This window comes from Microcoleus sp. Pol7_B2, assembly GCF_036701035.1.
Taxonomy (GTDB): domain Bacteria; phylum Cyanobacteriota; class Cyanobacteriia; order Cyanobacteriales; family Microcoleaceae; genus Microcoleus.
Genome location: NZ_JAUBQB010000007.1, coordinates 116,121 through 137,259, shown reverse-complemented (window position 1 = coordinate 137,259; position 21,139 = coordinate 116,121). Strand labels below are relative to the sequence as shown.

At 46.1% G+C, this 21,139-nt stretch carries 19 protein-coding genes; 11 read left to right on the top strand and 8 right to left on the bottom strand.

What is annotated here, in order from left to right:
• Positions 1-655 precede the first annotated feature (655 nt).
• Positions 656-1,279, bottom strand: coding sequence for a Uma2 family endonuclease (locus tag QUA57_RS04915; protein WP_333059717.1), 624 nt, complete (start codon positions 1,277-1,279; stop codon positions 656-658).
• Positions 1,280-1,423: 144 nt separating this feature from the next.
• Between QUA57_RS04915 and QUA57_RS04910 the strand changes: the two genes are divergently transcribed.
• The 3 genes from QUA57_RS04910 (at position 1,424) to QUA57_RS04900 (ending at position 3,936) form a co-directional block, all read left to right on the top strand.
• Positions 1,424-1,993, top strand: a complete 570-nt coding sequence (locus QUA57_RS04910; protein WP_333059718.1) for an HD domain-containing protein — start codon at positions 1,424-1,426, stop codon at positions 1,991-1,993.
• A gap of 50 nt (positions 1,994-2,043) precedes the next feature.
• Positions 2,044-3,177 carry an ABC transporter ATP-binding protein gene (locus tag QUA57_RS04905; RefSeq protein ID WP_333059719.1) on the top strand — a complete coding sequence of 378 codons (1,134 nt, stop codon included), beginning with the start codon at positions 2,044-2,046 and terminating at the stop codon, positions 3,175-3,177.
• 354 nt (positions 3,178-3,531) lie between these two features.
• Entirely contained in the window at positions 3,532-3,936 is a 405-nt protein-coding gene (locus tag QUA57_RS04900) for a hypothetical protein (protein ID WP_333059720.1), read from the top strand.
• A 63-nt stretch (positions 3,937-3,999) separates the two neighbouring features.
• On the opposite strand, the gene QUA57_RS04895 is transcribed toward QUA57_RS04900, so the two are convergent.
• The 3 genes from QUA57_RS04895 to rbfA all read right to left on the bottom strand — a co-directional run bounded on the left by QUA57_RS04895 (position 4,000) and on the right by rbfA (position 6,698).
• Positions 4,000-4,233: a DUF4327 family protein gene (locus tag QUA57_RS04895; protein WP_333035426.1), complete on the bottom strand. Its 234-nt coding sequence runs from the start codon at positions 4,231-4,233 to the stop codon at positions 4,000-4,002.
• Between the two features lie 365 nt (positions 4,234-4,598).
• Positions 4,599-6,221 (bottom strand): glycoside hydrolase family 3 N-terminal domain-containing protein, encoded by a 1,623-nt coding sequence (locus QUA57_RS04890; RefSeq protein WP_333059819.1) that lies wholly within the window; start codon positions 6,219-6,221, stop codon positions 4,599-4,601.
• Between the two features lie 54 nt (positions 6,222-6,275).
• Positions 6,276-6,698, bottom strand: a complete 423-nt coding sequence (gene rbfA, locus QUA57_RS04885; RefSeq protein ID WP_333059721.1) for a 30S ribosome-binding factor RbfA — start codon at positions 6,696-6,698, stop codon at positions 6,276-6,278.
• 197 nt (positions 6,699-6,895) lie between these two features.
• Here rbfA and QUA57_RS04880 point away from each other — a divergent pair, with 197 nt between their 5' ends.
• Together QUA57_RS04880 and sipA are read left to right on the top strand one after the other, a co-directional pair.
• The gene (locus QUA57_RS04880; protein WP_333059723.1) at positions 6,896-7,099 is read left to right on the top strand and encodes a hypothetical protein; all 204 of its coding nucleotides are present in this window, start codon (positions 6,896-6,898) and stop codon (positions 7,097-7,099) included.
• 134 nt (positions 7,100-7,233) lie between these two features.
• A complete protein-coding gene (gene sipA / locus QUA57_RS04875) occupies positions 7,234-7,473 on the top strand; it encodes a regulatory protein SipA (RefSeq protein ID WP_333059724.1) in 240 nt (79 codons plus the stop codon).
• A 234-nt stretch (positions 7,474-7,707) separates the two neighbouring features.
• On the opposite strand, the gene QUA57_RS04870 is transcribed toward sipA, so the two are convergent.
• On the bottom strand, positions 7,708-11,070 hold the full coding sequence (locus QUA57_RS04870) for an EAL domain-containing protein (RefSeq protein ID WP_333059725.1): 3,363 nt from the start codon (positions 11,068-11,070) through the stop codon (positions 7,708-7,710).
• Positions 11,071-11,599: 529 nt separating this feature from the next.
• On the opposite strand from QUA57_RS04870, the gene QUA57_RS04865 reads away from it, so the two are divergent.
• Positions 11,600-12,040 (top strand): pentapeptide repeat-containing protein, encoded by a 441-nt coding sequence (locus QUA57_RS04865; RefSeq protein ID WP_333059726.1) that lies wholly within the window; start codon positions 11,600-11,602, stop codon positions 12,038-12,040.
• 150 nt (positions 12,041-12,190) lie between these two features.
• Here QUA57_RS04865 and crtH read toward each other — a convergent pair whose 3' ends face one another.
• The gene (gene crtH, locus QUA57_RS04860; protein WP_333059727.1) at positions 12,191-13,735 is read right to left on the bottom strand and encodes a carotenoid isomerase; all 1,545 of its coding nucleotides are present in this window, start codon (positions 13,733-13,735) and stop codon (positions 12,191-12,193) included.
• Between the two features lie 482 nt (positions 13,736-14,217).
• Between crtH and upp the strand changes: the two genes are divergently transcribed.
• From upp to QUA57_RS04845, 3 genes are all read left to right on the top strand, one after another.
• Entirely contained in the window at positions 14,218-14,868 is a 651-nt protein-coding gene (gene upp / locus QUA57_RS04855) for a uracil phosphoribosyltransferase (RefSeq protein ID WP_333059729.1), read from the top strand.
• Positions 14,869-15,086: 218 nt separating this feature from the next.
• Positions 15,087-15,554, top strand: coding sequence for a TMEM165/GDT1 family protein (locus QUA57_RS04850; RefSeq protein ID WP_333035444.1), 468 nt, complete (start codon positions 15,087-15,089; stop codon positions 15,552-15,554).
• A gap of 60 nt (positions 15,555-15,614) precedes the next feature.
• On the top strand, positions 15,615-15,908 hold the full coding sequence (locus tag QUA57_RS04845; protein WP_333035445.1) for a TMEM165/GDT1 family protein: 294 nt from the start codon (positions 15,615-15,617) through the stop codon (positions 15,906-15,908).
• 445 nt (positions 15,909-16,353) lie between these two features.
• On the opposite strand, the gene QUA57_RS04840 is transcribed toward QUA57_RS04845, so the two are convergent.
• Positions 16,354-16,860, bottom strand: coding sequence for a hypothetical protein (locus QUA57_RS04840; protein WP_333059731.1), 507 nt, complete (start codon positions 16,858-16,860; stop codon positions 16,354-16,356).
• A 317-nt stretch (positions 16,861-17,177) separates the two neighbouring features.
• On the opposite strand from QUA57_RS04840, the gene QUA57_RS04835 reads away from it, so the two are divergent.
• On the top strand, positions 17,178-18,434 hold the full coding sequence (locus QUA57_RS04835; RefSeq protein WP_333059732.1) for an MFS transporter: 1,257 nt from the start codon (positions 17,178-17,180) through the stop codon (positions 18,432-18,434).
• Between the two features lie 174 nt (positions 18,435-18,608).
• On the opposite strand, the gene hisIE is transcribed toward QUA57_RS04835, so the two are convergent.
• Entirely contained in the window at positions 18,609-19,259 is a 651-nt protein-coding gene (hisIE, locus tag QUA57_RS04830; RefSeq protein WP_333059734.1) for a bifunctional phosphoribosyl-AMP cyclohydrolase/phosphoribosyl-ATP diphosphatase HisIE, read from the bottom strand.
• Positions 19,260-19,610: 351 nt separating this feature from the next.
• Between hisIE and hemL the strand changes: the two genes are divergently transcribed.
• On the top strand, positions 19,611-20,909 hold the full coding sequence (gene hemL / locus QUA57_RS04825; protein WP_333059735.1) for a glutamate-1-semialdehyde 2,1-aminomutase: 1,299 nt from the start codon (positions 19,611-19,613) through the stop codon (positions 20,907-20,909).
• Positions 20,910-21,139 lie beyond the last annotated feature (230 nt).

Here is a 21,139-nt window from a genome sequence, read left to right as displayed (position 1 = left end):
CAGCTTTTGCTCTTCATGGGCTGCTACTATTTTTTTTCGCAAATCTACTGAATATGCTTTCATTGGTGTATTTTTTTTAATCTATTCTTATTGTACCTCATAACACCCGGAAGTGCTGTAGTTGAGATTTAAATATTTTACCCAGCTCAATAATTAAAACTATCGCTCTTTTGTCTGTCTAGGCGGAAGAAAAGTGGAAATCAGGATCATCTTCAATTACAGGAATGGCTCCCTCGGCGCTATCATAATCAGGGACTAGGTTTCACTCAGCGATTTTCCTTGATTATAGTCTTCCCAGAGTGACCAAAGAGCGATATAGCGCTGCTTTGGTTCCTGAGCAAACGCCATAAGTCGGCAAAATCCAACGTGTAACAGACTAACAAAAATTGATGACCCGTCCATTATGATGAAGCTGAGTTCCACCCTCTTTAAAATCCAGAAAAACGCCTTTGAGTTGATTTGAAAAAGCGGAACGTTATAGTGGAACGCGAGCGAATTTATCAAGAGTTATAAGTTACCAGTAGAGTATATTAAATGAGGTTTTTTCGCTCCAATATAGTCATTAATCCCCGTCTTAACATAAAATTAATCACCTTAAATTCCAATATTTTAAAAGCTATTTTTATAATTTTAATAAATTCCTTTTACACATTCCTTAAGCCAACAATTCACTCACAGCTACGCTAAAACCTGTAAGTACACTTTGAGTGTTAACCACTTCATCCGCATTAAGCAACCGCCAGCGTTGCCCCGCATTCACAAATACTAATCTCGCTTCAGGAAAGAGCAACCAAACTTCTAAACATCCCGATTCCAAATATTCCTGAGCTTTCGCAAATAACTCTTCGCCGCTATCTTCGGGGGAAGCAACTTCCGCTATCAAAGGAAAACTTTGGGAAAATGCTGTAAAATTGCCTGATTCTGGCAGAAGTTCAGGAGTAATATAAGCAACATGGGGACGGCGACCCTGTTTGTTAGTGCGGCAAAGGACTTCTGTAACAACTTCTCCTCCCTGTCCGCTGGAATTTTTGTAATTTCTCCAGTGGCTCGATAATTTAGATTGAGCGACACCGTGCTTGAATGTCATTCCTGTTTTCTCCACTAAGTTGCCGTCAACCCATTCCATTCTATCCGGAGGCTTGACTAAAAACTCATCGAGAGATATGACTTTTTTGGGCTTAGATTCTGGGTGAATTTCGGGTATATTTTCTAATTTTGGATGTGATTCTGGCTCTAAATTTGGGTCGGATTTTTTGGATATAATTATAGTAGCTGTCATGCTAAAAACCTCTTATTAACGATTATAATTGTAGAAACGATCGCTCTCGATCGCATTTGATGACATGATTGAAATTGGTAGATTAGGTCTTTTCAACTTAGCCCGACAATTTATATATCATAGCAATTCAGAAAGGTGACTTTCATGATTCTCTCCAACCGTTTTTCTGAAGCCCTCACCTATGCTGCCGAATTGCACGCTACCCAAGTTCGCAAAGGTTCCGGAGTTCCCTACATTGCCCATTTGTTGGGCACGGCTAGTATAGCTTTAGAATATGGGGCAAATGAAGATGAGGCGATCGCAGCTTTGCTTCACGATGTGATCGAAGATCAAGGCGGCGCCACCACCCGCGAAGCCATCCGCCACCGCTTTGGGAATACCGTCACAGCGATTGTAGACGGCTGTACCGACAGTGACGAGACGCCGAAACCCCCTTGGCGTCAGCGAAAACAAGCCTATATCGATCGCATTTCTACAGCTTCTGGCTCCGTCAGATTAGTCTCGGCTGCTGATAAACTTTATAATGTTCGATCGATCCTGAAAGATTACCGTCAATTAGGAGATACTGTTTGGGAACGCTTCAAAGGTGGCAAAGATGGTTCTCTCTGGTATTATCGTTCTTTAGTAGAAGCATTCCGCCAAGCTGAGTTAACGCCTCTAGTTGAAGAATTAGACCGCACAGTTTTAGAATTGGAACAGTTTTCTGACGGCTGAAGACTGAAGGTAAAAATCACTAATTATCAATTACTAATTACAGTCACAAAATGGCAAATGTTCGCTTAGAAAATATTACCAGACGCTACCAAAACGTCACCGCGATCGAAAACATCAGCTTCAAAATCCCGGACGGGGAATTTTGGGTATTAGTCGGGCCATCCGGCTGCGGTAAATCCACAATTATGCGGACAATTGCAGGTTTAGAAACCGCAACTTCCGGCAATCTTTACATCGGAGATAATTTAGTTAACAACATTCCGGCGAGACAGCGGGATGTAGCAATGGTGTTTCAAAATTACGCGCTTTATCCGCACATGACTGTCGCCGAAAACTTGGCATTTGGATTGCGGATGCGGAATGTTGACCAGACTAAAATTCAAGAACGAGTCGAAACAGTAGCCCGATCGCTCTCGATCAACCACCTCCTCAAGCGTAAGCCCAAACAGCTATCAGGCGGACAGCAGCAGCGGGTAGCACTCGGAAGGGCGATCGCCCGCGAACCGAAAGTATTTCTTTTAGATGAACCGCTTTCTAACCTCGATGCTCAACTGCGAGATGACACTAGAGCAGAACTCAAACAACTGCATCAACGGCTGGGAATTACCACAATTTACGTCACCCACGACCAAGTGGAAGCGATGACTTTAGCTGATAAGATTGTAGTTTTAAATGGGGGTAAAATTCAACAAATTGGAGACCCGCAAAGCATTTATGCCAAACCAGCTAACCGCATGGTTGCCACATTTTTAGGCAATCCCGCCATGAACATTTTGCCGGCAATTTATACTAACGAATCCTTTCAAGTGGGAAATCAACATTTAGTCTGTCCGCCCTCGATTCAGAAAAAATTGCAGGCGAGAGAAGGACAAGGATTTGATTTGGGCATCCGTCCAGAAAATATAGAAATCTTTACGCCACAAACAGTAGAAGATGATGATTTGAAAAGCGATGTTTGGGCTTTAGAAAAAGTTCCTCTCGATGTAGAGGTAAAAGTAGTGGAACCTCTGGGGCGAGAAACTTTAATTCGGGCGAGTTTGCCTTTGTTGAGTGCTGAAACTACTGTACAGTTACAAATACCTGCGAGTGTTCGCTTGCGATCGGGCGATCGGCTGACGGTACAGCTTGACTTCGATCGACTATTTATATTTGACCCCTCCACTGGCGAGGCGCTGTATCCTTAACTGGATTGAACAGGACTTACGCAGGGGTAATTAGCCACCGGGTTTTTTTAGTCGCAGTGCGTAAGTCCTGTTCAATCTCAAATCTCAAATCTCAAATAGACTGAGCTTTCCAGTGGGAAAGTCTCGATTCGTAGTTACAAAAGTTTACACTTGACATTTATTAATTTCCGAAGTAATGATACGATTAGTATTGGCACAACGGCAAAACGTCCTCCCAAAAGCTGATATTTCCTGACTCGGGGCGATCGCGACGCACAACGCCAGCACCTTCGCGCTAAAAAGCGGCTTTGCGCCCCGACTTGGGAGCAACTAGCGAACCAAAAACTCAGAAAAACGTTCTAGCGGCATTTTTAGATGAATCCCGACAACCTGCCTCAAATGCTGCAAACAGGATTTCACCTAACTTTAGGTGCAACTTCCTTTTTAATTGAGACATTGCAAGATCCTCTGAAGCGAGAAGAAAATCTTGACAAACTGAAGTCAGATTTTGGCCAGCTAGCCGATGAGCTGCTGGAAAAAGGAGAAATGACTGAGCGAGAAGCCCGGAATTTTGTAGATACTATTTTTTCTCAACCGGGCGATCGGGAGAATGCAGACAGCGAATCTGTCTCGCCCAAGCAATCAGATGCAGCGACTGATGCTCCTCCCGAGTCGGTTGTACAGCCTAACGTAAAGCTAGAGATTCAAGAATTAACTGCACACATGGCAGCGCTGAGGGCCGAGTTGGAAAATTTGCGCGCCGAAAATTCCCAGCATTAAAGAATCAAGAGTCTCTAACACAGCCGGAGTTTACTTGCCAACTTAATTTAACAGAACCAAACTTTAGTCATTGTCCCATTTTTCAGAACCGATCAGGTCGGCTATCCGATCGCGCAGCAAGAAGTCGCATTTTTCTAATTCGCACTCTACACAAGCCCATTCCCGGGGCGGAATGAATTGGCACAGGGTATAGATGGGCTGTTGGCGGCTGAGTACGCCCTCATGCACGAGCTGACGCGCTTCATCTTGGATCACATCTAAAGAGTATTGGATTTGGGGAATAGTGGAGTGAATCATAATGCGCCCTCAATGTTTTACTAAAAAATTTTATGGCCCTGGTAATAATATAGTCCAAACTTACGAATATGGAAGTTAAATTTTGTCCGTATACAGCTATACAATTCACTGCCGTAAATAAAAATAAATTATAGGAATCATCAGTAAGTGATGGGATCTGTCTTAGGATGTTGAGAAGCAGCACATTTTCCCGACTAGCAAGCGGATCTGCTGGAAAGCTCAATTCAGAACTTAGGAACCCGCATCGGATTCCCGGTTTCTGGATGCTTTGCCACCAAAGGCAACATTTCCGGCGAGAAACCGGGTTGATGAATTTAACTCCTAACGCCGCAAGCAGCAAAGGAAATATTTAGGAGTCCGGCAACTCAAGCATTACCAGTTCCGTCAATGCCGAATAGCACTTCAAGAACGAGAGATTGCGCTGCCGGCATTTGCCCAAAACAAAATACATAAGGAATACTCGGAGGCAAGTGTGGCAAAAATTGCTCTAAAACGTAGGGACTGCCGTAAATTAACACAGCTTGCAGTTCTCCCGTTTTTAATAATTTCTTAAACCAATCTTGAGCTGCTTCGGTCAAACCAGCACTGCCTCGGAAGCAATTGCCGCGAATGAAAATTTGCAGCAGTGTTGGAGAAAAATGCTCTGCACCTGTATTATCAGCGATCGCCCCTGTGCGATCGTCAATCAGTTGCAATTCGTAACCAAACTGTTCAGGAAGGGCGATCGCCGGAGTGTGGTTGCCCAAAAACTCACACCCCAAAACATCATCTACAACAATCAAATTCCGTAAAAGCTGGTTTTCTGCGGGTTTGGCAACCTGCAAAGGTAGATTGCCGCCAAATTTCAAAGAATCTCGCAAAATATCGGCAGCAGTTGCCCTGGCATCAGGAGTTGCCAGCAAACTTAAGTCTATCGACTTGATCGATGTTGAATCTACTGCTTTTTCCTTTTCCTTTACTAACAAACCGACTTTAGCTTTAGCCGACCAAATCCGCTTGACAGATTCCTTGATTTGTGATTTTGAAAGTCGCCCTTGAGTGACAGCTTCACAGACAGCCAGAATCGCCCCTTCCGGGTCAAGCGGCATCAGCAAAACATCAGCACCAGCCTCAGCAGCCAAAACAGCAGCTTCATTAGCGCCGTACTTATTGGCGATCGCACCCATCACCAAAGCATCCGTCACGATCAAACCTTCAAATCCCAACTCTTCTCGCAGCTTCCCGATCAAAATTTTGCGAGAAAGAGTAGCAGGACACTCCGCATCCCAAGCCGGAATCAGCAAGTGAGCACTCATCACAGCATCGACCCCAGCAGCCATCGCCTCAACAAAAGGAGGCAACTCAACCTGGGCCAATCTCGCTGGGGAATGCGGCAAAACCGGCAATTCCAAGTGAGAATCAACCGCCGTGTCCCCGTGGCCGGGAAAATGCTTAGCTGTAGTCAAAACCGGGTGCTCACCTGCGCCGCGAATAAAAGCAGCGGCTAATTTCCCGACAATTTCCGGTGTCTCGCCAAAAGCGCGGACGTTAATCACAGGATTGTCGCGATTGTTGTTAACATCAACCACCGGTGCAAGAATCCAATTTAGACCGATCGCCCTAGCTTCGATCGCAGTGACAGCGCCCATTTGTTCAGCATATCGATCGGCTTTACCTGCATCGTGCCGCGCCACTTCGGCAATTGCCATCGGCGGCCCGAACCAAGTCGCCCCCGCGAACCGCTGGCCGACACCTTCCTCAATATCGGCCGCCAGCAGTAGCGGAAACTTGGCCCAAGACTGCAATTGGTGCGATCGAAGTGCCAACTCCGCAGCACTTCCCCCGACCAAAATCACCCCACCGACGCCCAAATTTTCCAGATAATAGCGGAGTTTGCTGGCAGTTGGTTCCCATTCGGGATAGCGAATTTGGTGGTCGAACAAGCAGCCAGAAGCGCGCACCACGAACATCTGTGCCACCAGTTCTGGTAAGGAAAGATTGTCAATCATGGGAAATTGTTGACTGTTGACTGTTGACTGTTGACTGTTGACTGGCTTCACAAACTAATTCTCATCTGTTTCGGGACTTTCATCCTCACCGAATTCTTCATCGGGATCTAAAATCTCCGGTTTGCGATCGGCAGAAAGCTGATTCAGCAGTATCAACATTTTATCGCCCCGTTCCAAAGAACGGTCTTCCAGAAAAATCACTTCCGGCGTTCGGCGCAGTTGCAATCGTTGGCCCAACTGGTTGCGGACGTAGCTAGTAGCAGATTTCAAACCTTCCATAGTTTCAGCCTTCGCCTCATCAGTACCGTAGATGCTGACAAAAATTTTTGTATGCTGAAGGTCTCCCGAAACAATTACATCGGTAACGCTAACCATACCGGCACCTACCCGGTCGTCCTTGATTCCATTCAGCAACATCAGGCTGACTTCCCGTTTAACCATTGAAGCTACACGCTCAATGCGACGACTTGTAGCCATAACACCTACTCCTCTAATTTCCTAATCAGCCATTTTCATCCCGATTGACAATTGTAGCGCGATCGGTCAGGGGTGTTACGGGCGATCGTCCGAGTTAGGGGTGAGAGACAGCTTAGAGGAAAAAAATGTTTGATTGCCATAGGTGAATATATAGCTAATATAGAGAGGTAGAGTGAGAGACAGCTTAGAGGAAAAAAATGTTTGATTGGATTGTCAAAACCGTAGCCGATGCTTCAGGGGCAACTAACCAGCTAAAGATAGCTGAATGGGCAAGATTGAACAGGACTAACCCTTTCGATATGGGAGCCAAAAACTACCAACGATGTATTCATGGCTTAGGGTTAGGGGGAAAATATCATGAACTTGAATATAACGAAGATGGAAGCCTAGAATATCACTAATTTTGCCGTAATTCCCTTGATTATGATTCATAATTACCCATTTTATTATCCATCCCTAATTAATTAATCAAAAAAACAGAAACATTTCTTGTCAAAATACCTTGATCGCTGTGTTTTTTTAGCAAATAAAACTCATGGAAAAAGAATTTACAATCGGTCAAAAAGTCAGAGTTGTGGCGATGCCACCTTACGTCAAAACTGCCGAACCGATGCCGATGCTGCGGCCTGCGAATTTAATTGCGATCGGCGCTGAAGGCGTTGTGATCGATCGGCGTCCCGGCAATTATTGGGGAATTCGCTTTGAAAAAGGTGCTTTTCTGTTAGACAGTCAGTACATTGAAGCGGCGGAAACTAATGTAGAAAGTAATGGGTAATCGAGAATGGGTAATGGGAATAGGGAATTGATCTGATATCAAATTCGTTGGTATTAGAATTATTCCTCTCTGTCTTCGGGAAACTCAGCGCCCTCTACGTTCTCTGCGGTTAAATCATTCCGAAACAACAGTAAACCCTATGAGAAATTAACATTTCTCTTTTCCTTCTTCCCTCAACATCCCTCCCTTAAATCCGTTAAATCCCATTGCTTGCTCGTTGCCCAACTTCCTTCTTCAACAAGCCAGCTTAGCTTCAAAAGCCAAAGAATTAACAGGAAACTCCCCCAAAAATTCCTCTAAAAGAGGAGATGTGAAGTTACAAGGTTGAGGCTTGCCCAAATGATAACCTTGAGCATAATCTACCCCAAGTTCATTTAGTTTATCCATAATTGTTTGATTTTCAACATACTCGGCAATAGTTTTAATTCCCATGACGTGAGCGATTTTGGTAATAGCTTCCACCATTGCGACATCAATAGGATTATCGACAATATGCTTAATAAAATTGCCGTCTATTTTGAGATAATCAACCGGCAAGCTTTTCAGGTAAGCAAAGGAAGACATCCCGCTGCCGAAGTCGTCCAAGGCAAACTGGCAGCCTAGTTCCTTGAGTTGCCAAATCAAGCTAGCGGCCTTACTGAGATTACCAATGGCAACGGTTTCGGTTATTTCAAAACAAATTATTTGCGGCGGTATTTGATGGATGGAAAACTGTTCCTGAATAAACTCGATAAACTTTTCTTCGTTGAGGCTGTCCCCAGAAAGGTTGATGGAATAAAGGTTGGGATATTTGCCAAATGACGATTGCAGCTCAGAAAGAGAGCAAGCAGGGAAGGTAACTATTTTATCGCTGCCTATCCCGGGGTTTTGGACTAATAAATTTGCTGTGAAAATTTTAGATAACTGGCTAAATAAAGTGCGAATCACCCAGCGGTCGATCGCGTGCATCAAGTTGTAGCGTTCGGCCGCCGGAATAAACGCCATCGGCGACACCAACTCACCAGTTTCCAACTGGAGGCGCAGGAGGATTTCGCAGTGGGTTCCGGTGGTTGGAGAATAAAGCAAAGGTACGATCGGCTGAGAGTACAAGCAAAAGCGATTCTCTTCTAAAGCTTGATGAATTTGCACCACCCACTCGGTTTCGCCATGCTGTTTGATTAATTCTTGATCGCCGGCTTGATAAACCTGTACCCGGTTGCGACCTTTATTTTTAGCAGCGTAGCAGGCCATATCGACCGCGCTCAAAATCGCAGATGTCGAGGCTGTTTTGGGATTGATTGCTACCAAACCGATACTGACGCCGATCGAAAAAGTTTTGTCCTGCCACGCAAAGCGGAATGCCTGAATGCTTCGCAGGAGCGTTTCAGCAACGTTCAATCCTCGTTCGACGGGACAATGGTACAGGAGTACGGCAAATTCATCGCCACCCAGACGTGCCAAAATATCGGTTTTGCGGATATTGCTTTTAAATAGCTGGCTGACTTGGCGCAGCAGTTCGTCGCCTGCAGCATGACCGCAGGTGTCGTTAACTATTTTGAAGCGATCGAGATCCAGGTAAAGCATCACGTGTTCTTGCCCGTAACCTTGAGCGCCGTGTAGGGCGTGCTCTAGCTGGTACTCAAATTCCCGGCGGTTGACTAATTGCGTCAGGGGGTCATGAGTTGCCTGCCAGGTGAGTTGCCGCGCTTGAGTTCGCACTTGCGTCACATCTCGGAACACAACGACTGCCCCGACAATTTCGCCGCTGCTAGCGTGGATGGGGGCGACGCAGTGGTCGATCGCAAATTCAGTGTTGTTGCGGTCAATCAGCAAGCTGTTGTGTCCTTGGTCAACAATCCGACCTTCGCACAAAGCAATTTCGGCGATATTTTCAGTCGGCCGCCTGGTAGTTTCGTCAACTATTCTCAGCACGCTGGCGAGGGGCAAACCCTTAGCTTCCGAGGTAGACCAACCCGTGAGTTGTTCGGCAACTGGATTAAGGGTGGAAATGCAGCCGTCGGCGTCAGTAGTGATTACGGCATCGCCGATTGATTGTAGAGTAACCTGAGCGAGTTCTTTTTCTTCAAAAAATGCTTGTTCCATGCGCTTGCGATCGGTAATATCTCGCTGCACCGACACCCAGTGGGTAACGTTCCCGGAGTTGTCGGCAATCGGTACGCTGTTGAGTTCCACCCAATATGTTGAACCGTCTTTGCGGTAGTTAATCAATTCTAGGCGTAGGGGTTCTCGGCGAGAGAAAGTACGGCGAATTTTATCGACTTGGGTGGGGTCGCTTTCGGGGCCGCGCAAGCAACTGGGGGTTTGTCCGATGATTTCTTCGGGTAGGTAGCCCGTCATTTGGGTAAAAGCTTCGTTGGCATAGATGATGGTGGGGTCGGAGATATCGCTGTCTCCCGCATCCATAATCACGATTGCGTCGTTAGCGTTCACTACAGCAGATTCTAAAAGGTGGAGTCTGGCCTCTGCGCGCACGCGGGTAGCAATTTCGCTTTCTAGTCTGGCGTTAGTCAAGCTGAGGGATGCGATCGCTTTTTCCAATTCCTTAGTTCTTTCTGCCACTGAATCGTGCAGAACATCGATCGCCCCGGACATTTCCATCGGGTCAAGTACGCGCAGTATGTTGGTTTGAGTAACTATTCCCAGGAGTTCTCCCTGTTCCCCCGTTACTACCAACCTGCGGACTAAACGCTCGTGCATTTCCTGATGAGCTACCCACAGCGAGTCTTCTTGCTTGAGGCTAAATAAGGGGGTACTCATCACAGTTTGGGCGATCGTTTGCGACAAATCTATATCTAAAGCTTGAAATTCCACAATATCCCGTTCTGTGACGATACCTACTGGAATGGGGAACGGTAAATCCATCGATAATTCTGTTGATTCGGTAATTACTACGCAGCTAACACGGTGCTGCGCCATCAACTCAGCTAAACTCCTAACAGACGCTGAGCGAGGTGCTTGAATGACTTGTGCGGTCATTACTTCTTTCACGCGGCGCATTTTTAAGATATTTGCCGGTTTGAGCATTGCTTGGCGAATGCTTTCTGGCGTAATTACTCCTAAGAGTTGACCTTCACTATCCAATATTGGCAGATGCTTAATTCTTCGTTGCCCCAGCAGAATTAGGGCGCTGAAAATGTCTTGAGTCTCGGATTTTGTCAGAGTTGCTGCAGGCTGCCTCATCACTTCTGCGATGGTGACACCTTTTAAGTTTTTGCCCGAGGCAATCAAATCGACAAGATCCCTTTCTGTAAAGATTCCTTGCAATTGAGAATGTGGAGCACAGGGCGAGGAGAATTTTTCTAGTGATTTTTCTACGACAAAGACGCAGATACCTGTCGCGTCTCTGAATGCACTTGAGGTGGGGGAATTTGCGATTTCTGTTAGTTGCTGATAGATATCGGTTGGTGGAATGGCTGCGTTTAGAGAGCAACTTTCGCGCCGTTGGCCCATCAGGGTAATTACTTCTGCTAGTGGGGTATCGGGCGCAACTGTCAAGGGGTAGCGGTCTATTACTTGAGCTAAGGTTGGCAGATACTTGGAGGAATCGTTTTTGAGCATATTTAATTGAGTTTTGCGATCGCGTAGACTCTGCGACATTCCAAAAAAGTGCTGATTTCCAAGCACTAGGTGGCTTTTTACGGCGCTGCTGAGACCTAATTAAAATTTATTGTTAAAAATGCAGCCGAGCTTGGGCTGGGGATCAGGCCTGTGACTGCTTTTCCTCTACCTATAAAGTTATAAGCTTATCTTTATTTTAAATTAAATTTTCTGTCTCGTGACACTTTTACTAAAAACCAGGTATTTTTTGTAAGCTTTTTGCGATAAGATCGCAGCTAAAATCATCCATAGCATTGCGAATCATCTCCATCTTCAGAAAGACACATCTGTTGCCTATCCGGGCTAACCTAGAAAAGGTTACTACAAAAAGGCACTGTATTAAGTTCGGCAGTGTTAAGTTTTGCGAAATTATGTTTTGCGAGCTGGTCGAGACCATGTATGGGTTTTTAAGGGGAATCCATATCACAGCTAAGCTGTGAATTAGATCGCAACTTGCGAAAACAACCATGGTACGATTGTAGATATCAAGACAAGAACTTGAATACAGAGTCTGTGAGGAAAAGGGATTATGAAACGCAATCTATTAGCCGCTACTTTTTTAATTACTCCCCTAGTGTTGGCAGCCCCGGCTCGCGCTGAAAATCCCGTTCACGTCAAACAGTTATTGTCAACCGGGCAATGTTTTAAGTGCGACTTGTCGGGAGCAGATTTAACGGGAGCTCATTTAATTGGTGCTGATTTGAGAGAAGCAAATTTACGAGGAGCAAACCTATCTAGTGCCAACCTCGAAGGTGCTGACTTGACGGGTGCTAACTTGACGAGTGCTAACTTAACCCAAGTTTTCCTGACTAACGCCAGTTTAAATAACGCAGACCTCGATCGGGCAAATCTGACCGCAGCCATCATTAACACCGCTGACGTATCCGGCGCATCAATGGAAGACATGACTATCACTAATGCCAAAATCTACAATACCCAAATCGGCGTCGGCGGCAGCTACGACCAGTGAACTCAGTAAAAGAATGAAAACCGCCAATTTTCAGTTTAAAACCCGGTTTTTCCCAGAAACCGGGTTTTTAGTCTTTTTGTAGGCTGCCCCAGAGCCTCACATTTTATGTCGTATTTCAAGCGAACAATCTGACGCACCCTACTACTACCGCTAAAAACCCAAATCAACCGCAATTCGGTGCGCGCAAGCAAACCCAGAAAATGCCACCGCATTTAAACCCTGTCCGGGAAACGTACTGTCACCCACACAATACAAACCAGGCATAGAAGTTCGATTAAAGGGCATTCCCAGCAAACCCATTAGCTTCTGTCGCGGAATCGGCCCGTAAGTTCCGTCTTCGCGCCCCAAAAAGCGACGGTGAGAGCGCGCCGTCCCAACTTCCATATAATCCAAACCGGCATCTAAACCGGGAAAAATCTTTTCTAATCTTTCAATAATTCTCCCTGCGGCCTCTTCCTTTTTCTCCTCATATTCCTGCGGTGAAAGTCCTTCCCACTCTTCCATCCAACTCGAAGTAAAAGCGTGAACGATGTGATATCCTGCGGGAGCTAAATCCGGGTCGAGCACGGTCGGAATTGACACCAAAACTGTTCCTTCCGGCGCTTCCATTTTGTCCCAATCTTCTAACAAAATGTGGTGGCAAGCGCTACCGGCAGGGATTACGCTGGCTTCCACTCCCAAATGCAAACTCAAGAAACTGGGGGCTTTTTGATAGCGCTGCTGCCATTTCTTTTCGCTAGCGGGCATCTCTTCTGCTGGCAGCAATTTTTCAAAAGTATCCCACCGCGTGGCGTTAGAAACTATCCGCTTTGCCCGGTAAACTTCGCCGGTTGCTAGCTCTACTCCCACAGCGCGGCCGTTTTCTGTAATAATTTTTTTCGCCTTAGCTTTGTATTGAATTTTCCCGCCGCATTTTTCTAATCCTTCGACTAATTTTTGGGCAATTTGACCGACTCCGCCTTTGGGATAATTGATGCCACCGTAATGTCTGTCGGAAAATACCATTCCGGCATTAATCATCGGCGTCAAGTCCGCAGGTACTACAGACCAGTAGTAGCATTCCATGTCGATAAATTTCAGCAAAGTAGGGTCTTTTATGTAGCGCCGCGCAATGTCGCCAGTATTTTGAGGCAGATATTTTACTAATCCCAAACAGGCTAAAGGATTCTGAAAAAAGACTCGAACCAGATATCCGGGTTCTTCTAGGGATAGCAATTCCATCCCGTTGAGGCAGTTAAAGACGTTCCAGCATTCGCCGTAAAATTTGTGGATTCCTTCGCGTTCGTGAGGGAACCTATCTGTTAATTCTTGCAAGTATTTATCATAAGCCTGGGGCACTTCAAGTTCCAAGCCGCTGGGTAAGTGATAGTGAAGCTGTACGGGGTCGGGAATCGTTTCTAAGGTGACGTTGACTGCTTTCAGGGCGCGGGTGAGGAGGTTGGTGGTGCCACGCTGTCCGAAGCCAAAAATCATGGAGGCGCCAACATCGAATCTGTAGCCTTCTCGATCGAAATATCCAGCGCTACCCCCCGGAATTGTATAGCTTTCGAGCACTAAAACTTTGGCTTTCTTAGCGGCTAGCTGGGTGGCTGTCACGAGTCCGCCAATGCCGGAACCGATGACAATCACATCAAACTCTTGCTGTGTAGGGCGGGAGTTGGGAGAAAATAACTGGGATTGGGTAGGAGCTGACATTAGGTTAAAAATCTTAATATTTCTATGATTTTACAGTCGATCGCTCCCGAAGCAAGAAGTTCGGCAACGGATTATGTAGCGGATGTAGCGGATGTCAGGAAGACCGAAGTTCGGCAATGCCCAATGCCTAATATCCAATCCCCAATGCCCGATGCCCGATGCCCAATGCCCCTGCTTCCCAAAAAAATGCGGGAACAGTCTACCATTGCCGACTGCCCCCGTCTGCCGATCCTTTGAGAGGAGAACACTAAAAATTACTATAGCCTTGTTGCTAATTAATGTCAATACTATTGGAAAAATATTTCAATAAGCTGATGAAGGTCGATCGGCGAATGGGTTATAACTCAGTCTCTGGCTTGTATGCGCCCTCAAGGATGTGATAAGTTGCACAGAGCGATCGATCGCCCGTTGGGGAAGCCCTCGAAGAAGATTGATCGCACCGCATAAAATTTCTCAAACCTAGCACTCTCCCCAATTTCCTAATGTCCCTGCAACTGCGCGTTTACGTTCCCCCGCATCCGTTAATTAAACACTGGCTGGCTGTCGCCCGCGACGCCGCCACCCCATCGGTGCTTTTTCGTTCTGCGATGACAGAATTGGGAAGGTGGCTGGCTTACGAGGCGATTCGAGAATGGCTGCCGATAGTGGAAACCACAGTGCAGACCCCTTTGGGCGAATGTCCGGCGACTTTTATCAACCCGGAAGCTCCGTTAGTTGTGGTACCGATTTTGCGGGCGGGTTTGGCACTGCTCGAAGGAATTCAGACGGTTGTACCGCTGGCTTCGGTTTACCACCTCGGCATGGCAAGAAATGAGGAGACGCTACAACCGACTTGTTATTTGAACAAATTGCCGGCGCAGTTTAACCCGGCAACGCGGGTGATAATTAGCGAGCCGATGCTGGCGACTGGCGGCACGATTATAGCGACAATGCAGGAATTGACGAAGCGGGGAATTGATCCGAGCTTGATTCGGATTATCTCTGTGGTGGCTGCTCCTCCGGCTTTGAAGAGGCTGAGTGCAGAGTACCCGAGTTTGATGATTTACACGGCAACGATCGACGAAATAGTCAACGAACAGGGCTTTATTGTACCTGGTTTGGGAGATGCGGGCGATCGAACTTACGGCACATGAACAAGTCCGTCAGTCCATTTGAGATTTGAGATTTGAGATTGACTCGACAGATAAATCTGGGGGCTTGTATCCCTTTTTGGGTGCGGTGAGTCGTTTCAGGAATCAGTTGCTGAAATATTGGGGGAAAAAGATGACCCTGGTTTGGTAAAAGCAGGCACAGAGAGAGTTAGAATCAAAAGTACAAGTCAAAAATAAATAGCTTTTAGCACTCATTGCCCGTGAAACTTGATTCTGTTCCGCCAAGCTTGTCTGCTTCTGACTCAGTAAACCTCAATTATGATTTGCCACAACAGGTACAACTACAAATAAAAGAGGTTACTGAGATTTGTGCTGCTTTAACCCCGGAGCCCGCTGAACTCTCAGTGACGGTAAATCCCGATATTTGTCAGGAACAAAAGAAACTGAAGCCCAAGCACTGGGCAATTTTTGCTTCGACTTTTGCAACTATTTTTTTAGCTGAAATTGGAGACAAAACTCAGCTCGCAATTTTGCTGATGACGGCTGAATCTCGAAATCCTTGGATCGTTTTTGCGGGTGCGGGTTCGGCTTTGATAGCAACCAGTTTGCTGGGGGTGTTGCTGGGAAGGTGGCTGGCTAGTCGGATTGCTCCGAGAACTTTGGAGAGAGCAGCCGGAGTGATTTTGCTGGCAATTTCGGCGGTTCTGCTGTGGGAAGTGCTGGGTTAATTGTCTGCCTGTCGGTAAGTCGTAGATTTCTACAACAGCTAACTAAGAAGTGAAAAAAATATGGACTGGCAACTTCTGGGAATCAGTTTTATTACAGTGTTTTTGTCAGAATTGGGAGACAAAAGTCAATTAGCTGCGATCGCCTTGGGCAGCAGTTGTAACTCGCCGCGGGCTGTATTTTTTGGCACGGCGTCGGCGCTGCTGCTGGCGAGTTTAATCGGGGTGGCGATCGGCTTCAGCACCGCAGAGGTGTTGCCGGAACGACTGGTAAAGGGACTCGCGGCGATCGGATTTGCGGTGATGGGCTTGCGCTTGCTGTTGCCAAAAGCAGATTTACCGGAAGCATCCGAGTAGGGCGTGCCCTCAGTCGATTTGAGATTTGAGATTTGAGATTTGAGATTTACTCCACAGATGAATCTGGGAGTTTGAACAAGAGTCTAAAATCTTGATCTCTCCACAACAGGAGTCGTTCGCAAGTATCCGTTTTTGGGCGGGTTCAGGAAACTTGACAGTATAGTTATATCAAGTCTGTTAGCATCGGAATTATTCAGATCTCTATTCTCTTAATCAGCGTGAATCAGCGTCCATCCATTGTCATCTGCGGTTAACATATTCTCTTTTTTAACCGCAGATGAGGGCAGATAAACACAGATTAACGCCGATGAATACAGAATGGCTCCAATTCAAGGCTCGTTTTCGATCGCGTTAAAATTTAAAAAATTAGCGGGGGGCGTGAATTCACGCCCCCCGCTGCTGGTTGAGTTTTTTTTCTCAACTCAACATCTCAGCATTGTGTCGATTAAACTTGGTTTTGGTAGCACCAGCCCAGCAGCGTACCGGCGACAGCCAACTTCAGCGCTTCCAATCCAAAATAGCCTTGGTGCAGTAGATTCATCCCGGCGGGCACTTCTGCTGCGGAATCGAACAGATTTAGCTGGATTCCTAGGGCACTCATTTGGGGTGTCAGGCCGTAGGTGTCAATCAGGGCGATCGCCAGAAGTACCAATGATAATAAAATCGCTGTGCGGCTGCGCTTGCCGAAGTCACCGACTAAATTGCTCAAAACCATCAAACCCGTTGCCACCACGCCCGAACAGATTAACTCAACGCGGTTGAATCCCCAGAACATTAAATTGCCGGCCGTTGCAAACTCCGGAGATGTCGTCATGCCAGATACGTAGAGACTGGGCATAATTACTAGATCCAAAATCAGGCTAACGCTGAGCCAGAAAATTAGGGCCACCATGACAATTGCTTGCCAGCGCGGTTTGATTGATTCCACTCTTGATGTTGTAATAGCTGTCATATAATTCCCTCTAAAATTTTCTTCTGCCTTTTCTAGAGTTTAACTAACTTTTTTCTAAAATTCTGTTAAGTATTTTTAAATCAATGGTAACTTTTGTGTAACATACCCTCAAGAATTGTTAAGCTCACTTATGTTTGTCATCACCTCGGTTAACTAATACTAATTCGGAAAAAGTACGGAATAAATTAATAATTACTCACAGGACTTATGCACTGCGACCAAAGACACCTGTTTTTGACTCTGATTAAACACCGTAACGTATTTTTTATAAAAAACCAGGTTTCTGCCTCCAGAAATAACTCCTAATTTAACTGTATATGCCTAAATTTCAATTATCCTCTTGGTTGCCCCGTCTCCCCCCTCAAGTCTGGATTCTTGCCGCCGGCAGATTCCTCTCCCAAAGCGGCACCGGTTTTACTTTATTTTACGCGCCGATATTTTTTGTCGATCACGTGGGTTTATCTGCTACTGCTGTTGGGATTGGTTTGGGTAGCGGTTCTGTTTCGGGAATATTCGGCAGAATTTTGGGCGGTTCTTTTTGCGATTCCAAATTTTGGGGAAGGCGACGAACTTTATTGCTGGCGACAATTATTTCGGCTGCCGCTTCTTTTATACTGGCGGGGACTAATGATTTCCCCGGCTTAATTGCGGGCAATTTACTGATGGGTTTGGGCGTGGGTTTGTATTGGCCTCCAACCGAGACGATGGTGGCGGATTTAACTGAGGGCGAACAGCGACAGGAAGCTTTTGCTTTGACGCGGCTTGCTGATAATTTGGGTTTGCAAGTTGGGATTATTTTGGGCGGTTTGTTGATTGCAGTAACGGGGAACTATCGATCGCTCTTTATTATTGATGGTATCTCATTTTTAGTGCTGTTTGCCGTGGTGGCGATCGCGATCGCCGAAACCTACAAACCAGCTAATCCAGGGGATAGAGGCAAAAAAAATCGGGAAAATGGTTGGATGGTGGCGCTGAGCGATCGAAGTCTTCTAGTTTATGCTTTAGTAAATACTCTGTTCACATTATATATTTCCCAAATCCAAACCACAATGCCGCTGTACTTTAGCAAGTTTGTCGCGGTGGGGACTAGAACAGGCTTTTCAACAGGTACAATTACCGTTTTGTTTGCTTTTAGCACGTTTTTAACTGTGGCTTTGCAACTGCCGGTTGTTAAAGCTTTGAGACCATTTTCCCACCCGAAAGCTTTGATGATTTCGGCGCTACTGTGGGGAATGGGATTTATCGCGATCGGCTTGACGGGAATAGCTGCAACTGGCAATCTATTTTTAGCTGTTTTAGGCTTGAGCTTTTTGTCGGTGGCGACTGTTACTTATACGCCTTTTGCTTCGGCTTTGGTGGTGGATTTAGCGCCGGAGTCTTTGCGCGGCGTGTATTTGGCCGTGAGTTCTCAGTGTTGGGCGATTGGCTATTTAATCGGGCCGCCGCTGGGCGGTTTGGCTTTGGATGGAGGTAAATGGGCGGCGGATAATTTTTGGTTGGGTTTGGCTTTGAGTGTGGCCGCGGCTATTTTTATTTTGCAAAAGCTCGATCGAATGTTGAAAAGTAGAATCTAATCTTGAGTTGTTCGTTTAGGACTAAGACCAAAAAACCCGGTTTCTGCCTCAAGATCTCTCGGTTCGATACCACGATTTTTCAGAGAAACCGGGTTTGTGAACCCGCGTGCGTCCAAGACTGTAGTTGTTAGCATTAACAGTCAACAGTCAACAGTTAACCGTCAACTAACTAATTTATTTTCGTCGATCGCCCAATTTGCGGTAAACTTCTCTCAAATCAACTTGATGGTGAGCCAAAGCAACCAAAGCGTGATAAAATAAATCCGCAACTTCCCCAGCAATCCCCTCTTTGTCGTCATCTTTGCAAGCCATCACAACTTCCGCCGACTCTTCGCCAATTTTCTTGAGAATCTTGTTGTCGCCGCCCTCGAACAACTTGCAAGTATAAGAACTTTCGTTAGGATGGTCGCGGCGATCGCAAATTACCGCAAATAATTGAGATAACATATCTCCAGGCGGCGGTGAAATTTCCCCATCAACTTGGTGAAAACAACTTCTTTCTCCTGTGTGACAAGCAATATCTCCAACTTGTTCGACAGTGATTAGCAAAGCATCGCTATCGCAGTCGTAACGCAGCCCTTTGACATTTTGAACGTGTCCCGAAGTCGCCCCTTTGTTCCAAAATTCGGCGCGCGATCGACTCCAGAACCAAGTTTGCCCGGTAGAGAGCGTTTTTTGCAGCGACTCCCGATTCATCCAGGCCATCATTAACACTGTACCGTCCAAATAATCTTGGACGATCGCAGGCACTAAACCGCGATCGTCGTAACGAATCTTTTCAATTGGGATCGATCGGCTCAAACTCGATAAATCAGTAGTAGACATAATTTTATTTCAACTTGGTAATCTAGATTAACGCTTTCCTGTCGGAGATTGTTTTTTTATTAACCGCAGAGAACGCAGAGGAGGCAGAGGAAGAGAGAAGATTAACCAAGTGATGGCTAAATTGTCAAGAACTATTTTACAAAAAATTACATTTTAGGGCGATTCCCTATGGGATAGCTTCGCTTCACGGTGCTAGTGCGACAAAGCCTAAAAAACCCAAGCTAGTATTGCTACTCATTGGTTTCTACCCTAAAATTTACTAGAATAGTTTCCTTGAATCGACCTAACCTTTATGTTGAACTGGCTATAAAATTATTCTACCAACAACAGACGTTCACTAAGGAGAAAACATTGGTTTCCACAACCTTGAAAACGACCAAATCAGAAGAAATTTTCGCCGCCGCTCAGAAGTTGATGCCAGGTGGCGTCAGTTCCCCCGTGCGCGCCTTCAAATCCGTAGGCGGACAGCCCATCGTCTTTGACAGGGTAAAAGGAGCCTACATTTGGGATGTTGACGAAAACCAATACATTGACTATGTAGGCACTTGGGGCCCAGCCATCTGTGGCCACGCCCACCCGGAAGTCATCAAAGCCCTGCACGAATCTTTAGAAAAAGGTACGAGTTTCGGCGCACCATCGCTGTTGGAAAACGTACTCGCCGAAATGGTCATCGATGCCGTTCCCAGCATTGAAATGGTGCGATTTGTCAACTCCGGTACCGAAGCCTGTATGGCCGTTTTGCGGCTGATGCGAGCTTTCACCGGACGCGATAAACTGATTAAATTTGAAGGCTGCTATCACGGGCACGCCGATATGTTCTTGGTAAAAGCCGGTTCTGGCGTCGCAACTCTGGGCCTTCCCGACTCTCCGGGCGTCCCGAAATCCACTACTGCCAATACCCTCAACGCTCCCTACAATGACTTAGAAGCAGTCAAAGCTTTATTTGCCGAAAATCCCGGCGAGATAGCAGGGGTAATTCTCGAACCAGTCGTGGGGAATGCCGGTTTTATTACCCCGGATGCAGGTTTTCTCGAAGGTTTGCGGGAAATTACTAAAGATAACGGTGCTTTGTTAGTTTTTGATGAAGTAATGACAGGTTTCCGCATCGCCTACGGCGGAGCTCAGGAAAGATTCGGTGTCACTCCGGATTTGACTACTTTGGGTAAAGTTATCGGTGGCGGTTTGCCGGTGGGAGCTTACGGGGGAAGGCGGGATATTATGGGGATGGTGGCTCCTGCAGGCCCGATGTATCAAGCGGGTACGCTATCGGGAAATCCTTTGGCGATGACTGCTGGGATTAAGACTTTGGAATTGCTGCAAAAACCCGGCACTTACGAACAGTTGGATAAAATTACCAAAAAACTGTCTGACGGATTGCTAAAAATTGCTAAGGAAGCCGGACACGCGGTTTGGGGCGGGCAAATTAGCGGGATGTTTGGCTTGTTTTTTGCGGCTGGCCCGGTTCACAATTACGAGGATGCGAAGAAGTCGGATTTGACGAAGTTCAGCCGCTTTCACCGGGGAATGTTGGAGCACGGAATTTATCTTGCTCCTTCGCAGTTTGAGGCGGGATTTACTTCTTTGGCTCATACTGACGAAGATATCGATCGAACTTTGGCGGCAGCGCGTGAAGTGATGGCAAGTATTTAACGTGTGTAGTAAGGATGTTCGTCCTTAAAACTCAGGAATAAATAATTAAAGTCCTTGCTGTTTGTTGACAGTAAGGACTTTAATTTTTAACTGCTTTATCAAAAAATAAAGTCCTGAATCATACAGACTATTCAGGACTACCTTTTAATAAGGCTTACAGGCTTTTTTAGTAAATTTTCACGGGGTAATTCCTGTTTAAGGGTGTGGGAAAATTAAAAATTAGTAATTAT

Excerpts from the sequence above, each read along its gene's own strand:
- QUA57_RS04840 (WP_333059731.1), bottom strand. The coding sequence starts at position 16,860 with ATGACAGCTATTACAACATCAAGAGTGGAATCAATCAAACCGCGCTGG.
- crtH (WP_333059727.1), bottom strand. The coding sequence starts at position 13,735 with ATGTCAGCTCCTACCCAATCCCAGTTATTTTCTCCCAACTCCCGCCCT.
- QUA57_RS04905 (WP_333059719.1), top strand. The coding sequence starts at position 2,044 with ATGGCAAATGTTCGCTTAGAAAATATTACCAGACGCTACCAAAACGTC.
- QUA57_RS04865 (WP_333059726.1), top strand. The coding sequence starts at position 11,600 with ATGAAACGCAATCTATTAGCCGCTACTTTTTTAATTACTCCCCTAGTG.
- QUA57_RS04880 (WP_333059723.1), top strand. The coding sequence starts at position 6,896 with ATGTTTGATTGGATTGTCAAAACCGTAGCCGATGCTTCAGGGGCAACT.
- QUA57_RS04915 (WP_333059717.1), bottom strand. The coding sequence starts at position 1,279 with ATGACAGCTACTATAATTATATCCAAAAAATCCGACCCAAATTTAGAG.
- rbfA (WP_333059721.1), bottom strand. The coding sequence starts at position 6,698 with ATGGCTACAAGTCGTCGCATTGAGCGTGTAGCTTCAATGGTTAAACGG.
- QUA57_RS04835 (WP_333059732.1), top strand. The coding sequence starts at position 17,178 with ATGCCTAAATTTCAATTATCCTCTTGGTTGCCCCGTCTCCCCCCTCAA.
- QUA57_RS04890 (WP_333059819.1), bottom strand. The coding sequence starts at position 6,221 with ATGATTGACAATCTTTCCTTACCAGAACTGGTGGCACAGATGTTCGTG.
- QUA57_RS04895 (WP_333035426.1), bottom strand. The coding sequence starts at position 4,233 with ATGATTCACTCCACTATTCCCCAAATCCAATACTCTTTAGATGTGATC.
- hisIE (WP_333059734.1), bottom strand. The coding sequence starts at position 19,259 with ATGTCTACTACTGATTTATCGAGTTTGAGCCGATCGATCCCAATTGAA.
- QUA57_RS04845 (WP_333035445.1), top strand. The coding sequence starts at position 15,615 with ATGGACTGGCAACTTCTGGGAATCAGTTTTATTACAGTGTTTTTGTCA.
- QUA57_RS04870 (WP_333059725.1), bottom strand. The coding sequence starts at position 11,070 with ATGTCGCAGAGTCTACGCGATCGCAAAACTCAATTAAATATGCTCAAA.
- sipA (WP_333059724.1), top strand. The coding sequence starts at position 7,234 with ATGGAAAAAGAATTTACAATCGGTCAAAAAGTCAGAGTTGTGGCGATG.
- upp (WP_333059729.1), top strand. The coding sequence starts at position 14,218 with ATGTCCCTGCAACTGCGCGTTTACGTTCCCCCGCATCCGTTAATTAAA.
- QUA57_RS04910 (WP_333059718.1), top strand. The coding sequence starts at position 1,424 with ATGATTCTCTCCAACCGTTTTTCTGAAGCCCTCACCTATGCTGCCGAA.
- QUA57_RS04900 (WP_333059720.1), top strand. The coding sequence starts at position 3,532 with ATGAATCCCGACAACCTGCCTCAAATGCTGCAAACAGGATTTCACCTA.